The organism is Vreelandella andesensis (genome assembly GCF_003989795.1).
GTDB classification, from domain to species: Bacteria; Pseudomonadota; Gammaproteobacteria; order Pseudomonadales; family Halomonadaceae; genus Vreelandella; species Vreelandella andesensis.
Window position 1 is genome coordinate 135,790 of sequence record NZ_RZHG01000002.1, and the last position, 6,498, is coordinate 142,287.

Here is a 6,498-nt window from a genome sequence, read left to right on the forward strand (position 1 = left end):
GCTCTATAGATTATATCTGTATTTTCTTGTCCTCCTGGTGCGAGGGTCACCGTTACTGCTAAGGAAGCTCAATGCAATACCTTGTTCTGTCCCTGTTAACGCTACTGTTGGTTGGCTGCCAAGAGCAGGCGCCGCAGACATCGTCGGACGCAGATCCTCGCTGGGTTAAAACTGCGGTGGTTATGGCGGATACCGCGCGAGCGCTATCGCTAACAGGTGTTTTGCGTGCGCGCCACGAAACGCCTCAGGCCTTTCGGATCAGTGGTCAGATTGCCACGCGTCACGTTGATGCCGGGCAGTCAGTTCGTCTAGGAGAGGTATTGTTCACCCTTGACCCAAGTGATCTGGAAGAAACGCTCGCTGCTTCTCGGGCGGAGTTGGCTGCGGCACAGGCATCGTTAGCGGTGGCCGAGGCGGATCTGGTTCGTGACCGACAATTGCTCGAGCAAAACTACCTTAGCCGCCAGGCGTTCGAGCGCGCCGAGCTTAGCATGCGCGAAGCCACCACGCGCAGAGATGCTGCCAATGCGCGGTTGGCCGAGAGCCGCAACGCGCTAGGCTACGCAACCCTGCGCGCCGAAGCCGATGGTGTGCTGATCGATGTCAACGGCGAGCCGGGGCAGGTAGTTGGCACCGGCCAGACGGTAGCTAGGCTGGCGCATGATGGACCCCGAGAGGTAGAGGTCAGTTTCCCCGCGCACTGGCGCCCACCGCAGAAGGGCGAGTTGCAGGTAGGGGAGCGGCAGATCGCGCTGACCCGCCGCGAAGTGGCAGGTGCGGTCGACCCCGCTACGCTTACCTGGCGCGCGCGATATCGGTTGGAAGAGCTACTTGAAGAGCGTGGCCTAGGCGATGTAGTGGAAGCACGCTTCATGCTAAACGATACAAAGGCGACGGGATATTTTCGTGTGCCCGTGGCCGCACTGGATGAGCGTGGTAACGGCTCGCAGCTATGGCAGGTGGTGGATGGCAAGGCCCAGCCGTTGCCAGTCACTCCAGAGCGGACGACGCGCGAGCACGTTTGGATTAGCGGTGAAGGGCTTGAAGAAGGGCAAGCAGTGATCAGCTTGGGGACTCACCTGCTTACACCCGGTATGGCAGTTCGTCCGCTGAGTGAAGAGGTCGCGCCGTGAGCTTTCCAAATTTTTCTGCTCTAGCTGTTCGCGAACGGTCTGTCACGTTGTTTTTTTTGGTGATCTCACTGCTGGCAGGGCTCTATGCTTTTGCCTCTATGGGGCGCGCTGAAGACCCAGACTTTACGGTGCGGGTGATGATGGTCTCGGCTGTATGGCCAGGCGCTTCGCCGGAAGAGATCCAGGAAAGCGTGGTAGACCCGCTGGAAAAGCGCATCCAAGAGGTTGACGATCTCTACCGTATTGAAACGACTATTCGCCCGGGGCGGGCCGATATCAAGGTGGAGTTCGAGGACTATACGCCTGGTGAAGAAATGGCAGATCGATTTTATCAGGTGCGGCGTCGGATGCAGGACGCCGCTCCCACCCTTCCTGATGGCGTGTTGGGCCCGCTGATCAATGAGGATTTCGGCGACGTCTACTTCTCACTGGTGGCCTTGAGTGCACCGGAAATGCCGATGCGCGAGCTGGTGCGCGAGGCAGAAGACATTCGTGATCGCCTGCAGCGTGTTGAGGGGGCCAATAAGGCTCAAGTGTTGGGCGAGCGTCAGGAACGCATATACGTCGATTTTGATCTGGCCAGGCTTCAAAGCTTGGATATCTCGCCACAGGCGGTCTTTGCCGCTATCGAAGCGCACAACCGCCTGCTGCCCGCTGGGCGTGTCGATACCGATGGCCCGCGGATGTATCTCCGGCTTAATCACGACCTGTCGGACCCTGATGCGCTGGCCGACGTGCCCATTCGTATTGGCGAGCGTCTGATTCGCTTGGGTGACATCGCCGAGATCTCCCGTGGCTACGAAGACCCCCCTAACTACCAGGTGCGTGCCTTCGGTGAGGAAGCGCTGTTGCTGGGAGTGGTCATGCAGAACGGCGTCAACGGCCTTGCGTTTGGCGAGCGCCTTGACATGTTTTGGCAGCAAGAGCGCGAGCGATTGCCATTAGGTATGTCGCTTGAGGTGATGACCAATCAGGCTGATGCTATTGCCGGTGCTGTGAACCTTTTCCAGGTGAAGTTTCTGGTGGCGGTAGTCGTAGTGATGTTGGTCACTATGCTGGCTGTCGGGCTGCGTGCCGGTATCGTGGTCGGCATTGCCATTCCGGTCACCCTGTCGTTGACCTTCGTGGTGATGCTGGCGATGGGTATCAATCTGGATCGGATTACCCTCGGTGCGCTGATCATCGCGCTAGGGCTGCTGGTCGATGATGCCATTATTGCTATCGAGATGATGATCGTAAAGATGGAGGAGGGCTGGGGCCGAATCGAAGCCGCTTCCCACGCTTGGAACGTTACCGCCGCCCCAATGCTGTTTGGCACGTTGGTGACAGTCGCCGGTTTTGTACCCATAGGCTTTGCGCAGTCGGCGGTAGGCGAATATGCCGGTAATATTTTTTGGGTGCTGGGCATCGCGTTGCTGTTGTCGTGGATAGTGGCGGTAGTTTTTACGCCCTATCTGGGGGTCAAGCTGCTGCCCAAACAGAAGGTTGCTCATGCTGGGCACCAGGCCTATCAGTCGCGCGGTTACCGTGACCTGCGCGGCGTTATTAGCAGCTGCGTACGTTTCCGAAAGAGCGTGGTGGTGGTGACGGTCATCCTGCTGGTGGCCGCAGTAGCAGGCATGGCCGGGCCGGTGGAAAAACAGTTCTTTCCCGGCTCGGACCGCGCTGAGGTGCTGGTCAGCGTTTATCACCCGCAGGGCACCGCTATCGGCGCGACCGATGCGACTACGCGCAGACTTGAAGCGTTGATGGGCGAGGCTGAAGGCGTGGAGTCGCTTTCCGCCTACGTGGGAGCGGGGGCACCGCGCTTCTTCATTTCGGCCAACCCCGAACAACCCAACCCGGCGTTTGCCAAGTTGATTGCTGTGACCGAGGGCGTCGAGGCGCGTGAGCGGTTGATTCAAAGGCTTAAAGAACGCATTGCGGAGGGTGCCTTCCCCGAAGCACGTGTACGCGTAGAGCGACTGCTCTATGGCCCGCCGGTCGACTGGCCGGTGAGCATTCGCGTGCTGGGCGATGATCCTGATCTTCTGCGCGATATTGGCTACGACGTACGCGAGGTGGTCGCTGCGCATACGGCCACGCGTGATTCCCACCTGGAATGGGACGAACGGGTGCCAAGGCTGAATCTGGCGCTCGATCACCATCGGCTTCAACTGATGGGCCTGACACCCGACGACGTGGCACGTCAGCTGCAGTTCCAACTGGACGGGATGACTATCACTGAGCTTCGTGACGGTATTCGTTTAGTGCCCGCTGTAGGGCGTGGTGCTGCACAAGATATTGCCGACTTGCAGAGCCTGGAGGTCTTGAACCGCGAAGGACGTCGGGTTCCGCTCGCTCAGTTGGGCGAGCTGGAAACCATCTTTGAGGAGCCTGTGGTCAAGCGTATCGACCGTTATCGTTTCTTGGCTGTGAACGCCGATATCGAGGGAGCCCAGCCCAATGATGTCACCCAAGAGGTCTGGTCGGCACTGGACGAGGTGCGTCAACGCTTGCCCGCCGGTTATCAGTTGCAAATTGGTGGCTCGGTGGAGCAATCGTCCAAGGCTCAAGCCTCAATCCAGGCGCTGCAACCGTTGATGGTGGTGCTGATGCTGATCTTTATCATGCTTCAGATGCGCTCTTTTGCTGGCACCTTCATCGTGGTGGCTACTGCACCGTTGGGGCTAATCGGGGCGGTGGCAGCGCTACTGCTGTTCAACCAGCCTTTTGGTTTTGTGGCGACGCTGGGGCTTATCGGCCTAGCCGGAATACTAATGCGCAATACCCTGATTTTGACCCAGCAAGTAGCAGATAACGTTAAGGAAGAGATGGCAATGCGTGATGCCGTGGTTGAGGCAGCTGTGCAGCGTGCTCGCCCTGTGGTGGTTACAGCGGTAGCAGCGATACTGGCGTTTATCCCGCTTACTCTCGATAGCTTCTGGGGGCCGCTGGCTTACGTGCTAATTGGCGGTGTGGCCGTCGGTACATTTATCACCCTGCTGTTTGTACCTGCGTTATACGCGCTTTGGTACCGCATCGCCTGACGGTTGGCCTAGTAACAAGTGCGACAATCTCTCACATTACGATAAATGTTATAAAGTCGTAGAGTGATGTTTTATTCACAAGGAGAATAACGTTATGCGTATAAGTAATCTTTCATTAACAGCTACTTTTGCTGTCACGATGGCGCTTAGCACCGTCATGTTAGCTGGCGTTGCACAAGCAGATACGGTGACCGTTGAAGACCCTTTTGTGCGTGAGGTGCCGCCTGGCTCACCTGCTACGGCTGCCTTTATGAAGTTGTATAACCAAAGCGGTGTGCCGGTACGATTAATCGACGCCCAAAATAGCATCACGGAATTTACAGAATTACACGATCACGTAGTGATTGATGAGGTGATGCAGATGCGCCAGATAGAAGCGATTGAAATACCTGCGTATGGGGAAACACAGCTCGCTCCTGGAGGATTGCATTTAATGTTAATTGGCTTGAACCAGCCTGCACGCAAAGGCGATTCAGTGAGTTTGAGTCTAATGTTTGATAACGGCGATGTTCTAGAAGTTGAGGCGCCTGTTCGTCCAGTGATGCCTATGCATCAATAGTGCTGACTTACTCATGAGTGATGCTGATTAAGCTCGTAGAGTTGCCAGTTATTCTATTAATCTAGGCGTTAAGTTAAGCGGGACCTTCAGGCTACCCCCCTCTGTCAACCTAGTTGTCCGGTTGGCGATATTGCCCAAATCTATTCCAGAGGGAGCGGCATGGAGCACGTGTGCCACGTTATTCTGCAGAGCGTAAAGCCGCCGTACTGAAAAAGTTGTTGCCCCCCCATAATCGCAGTGTGGTGTCGGTCGCCACTGAAGAAGGCATCTCTGACGCGACGCTGTATAGTTGGTTAAAACAGTGTCGAGAAAAAGGAGTGCCTGTGCCGGGTTACACCCAAAGCGACAACGAGTGGTCGCCTGACGCCAAGCTTGCCGTGGTCATCGAAACCGCCACCCTCTCAGAAACAGAGCTTGGTGCTTACTGCCGCGAAAAAGGCCTTTATCCCGAGCAAATCCAGCAGTGGAAAGCCGCTTGTCTCCAGGGCGCTGGCCAACAAGAAGACCAGCAAAAAACGGCACAAAAGCAGCGTAAACAAGACCGTAAGACGATCAAACAACTCAAAGCGGAAGTGCGCCGCAAAGACAGAGCCCTAGCGGAAACCACGTCGTTGCTGGTGCTCTCAAAAAAGCTCGACGCCTTGTACAGCGAAGACCCGAACAGCGGCGAGGACGACTGACGCCGTTTGAGGAACGTGCAAGGCTCATTGCGTTATTTGATGAAGCGATAACGGGGGGTGCTTCCCGTTATCAAGCAGCGGCGATTATCGACGTGAGCGAGCGCACACTGAAACGCTGGCGTTCTGCGTGTGGCGCGGTGGCTGAGGATCAGCGTCCACACGCGGTACAAGGCCGTCAGCCGCATCAACTGACTCACGAGGAGAAACAGGCCATTTTGAACGCCTGCCATCGCCCCGAGTATCAGAGCCTGCCGCCGTCTCAAATCGTGCCGTTACTGGCCGATCAAGGGGCCTACTTGGCGTCCGAATCGTCGTTCTACCGGGTGCTGAAAAAGCACGAACAGCAGCACCACCGAGGGCGAATGAAACCACGCCGACCAGTACCTGAGCCGACGAGCTTTACGGCCACTGGGCCGAACCAGGTCTGGTGTTGGGATATCAGCTACTGTTCTTCCGTTGTGCGTGGTCAGCACTGGTATCTCTATCTGATCATGGATATCTACAGCCGCAAAATCATCGCGTGGGAAGTCCATGAGGCGGAATCAGGCGAGTTAGCGAAACAACTGCTGGAACGCGCCTTATTGCGAGAAGGCTGCTGGCATCAGCCCCCGGTGCTGCACTCAGATAACGGTGCGCCGATGACGTCTTATACGCTTAAAGCAAGATTAACAGAGCTGGGAATGTTGATGTCTTACAGCCGGCCGAGAGTGAGCAATGACAACCCTTACTCGGAAGCGTTGTTCCGCACCGTCAAATATTGCCCCGCGTGGCCTACGAAGGGGTTTGCATCGCTGAGTGCGGTACGAGACTGGATGCTGGCGTTCGAACGCGCTTATAACGAACAGCACCTGCATAGTGGCATTCGGTACGTGACACCCGCTGATCGGCATCGAGGTGTCGACCGAGAACGTCTTGAGCACCGCAAAGCGGTTTACGAAAGGGCTAAGCGCCGGCATCCACAACGCTGGTCGGGCAGCACCCGAAACTGGGAGGTGCTCGGTTCGGTGTCGCTCAACCCTGGAAAAATGCACGAAATCGAGCGTAATAAACAGGCTGCTTAGAGGCAGCCATTTGGACAACTGGGTTGAAAATCACCG

Annotated in this window: 4 protein-coding genes; all 4 read left to right on the forward strand. The window is 56.6% G+C overall.

The window, feature by feature from the left end; genetic code table 11:
* Positions 1-71 precede the first annotated feature (71 nt).
* The 4 genes from ELY33_RS01280 (at position 72) to ELY33_RS01295 (ending at position 6,462) form a co-directional block, all read left to right on the forward strand.
* Positions 72-1,133 carry an efflux RND transporter periplasmic adaptor subunit gene (locus ELY33_RS01280; RefSeq protein WP_126942751.1) on the forward strand — a complete coding sequence of 354 codons (1,062 nt, stop codon included), beginning with the start codon at positions 72-74 and terminating at the stop codon, positions 1,131-1,133.
* Positions 1,130-4,162, forward strand: coding sequence for an efflux RND transporter permease subunit (locus ELY33_RS01285; protein WP_126942754.1), 3,033 nt, complete (start codon positions 1,130-1,132; stop codon positions 4,160-4,162). Before ELY33_RS01280 ends, ELY33_RS01285 begins: the two co-directional genes overlap by 4 nt.
* A gap of 94 nt (positions 4,163-4,256) precedes the next feature.
* Positions 4,257-4,721 (forward strand): copper chaperone PCu(A)C, encoded by a 465-nt coding sequence (locus ELY33_RS01290; protein WP_126942757.1) that lies wholly within the window; start codon positions 4,257-4,259, stop codon positions 4,719-4,721.
* A gap of 170 nt (positions 4,722-4,891) precedes the next feature.
* A protein-coding gene (locus ELY33_RS01295) for an IS3 family transposase (protein ID WP_126942763.1) occupies positions 4,892-6,462 on the forward strand; the annotation gives its coding sequence in 2 pieces (ribosomal slippage) (positions 4,892-5,345 and positions 5,345-6,462; 1,572 coding nt in all).
* Positions 6,463-6,498 lie beyond the last annotated feature (36 nt).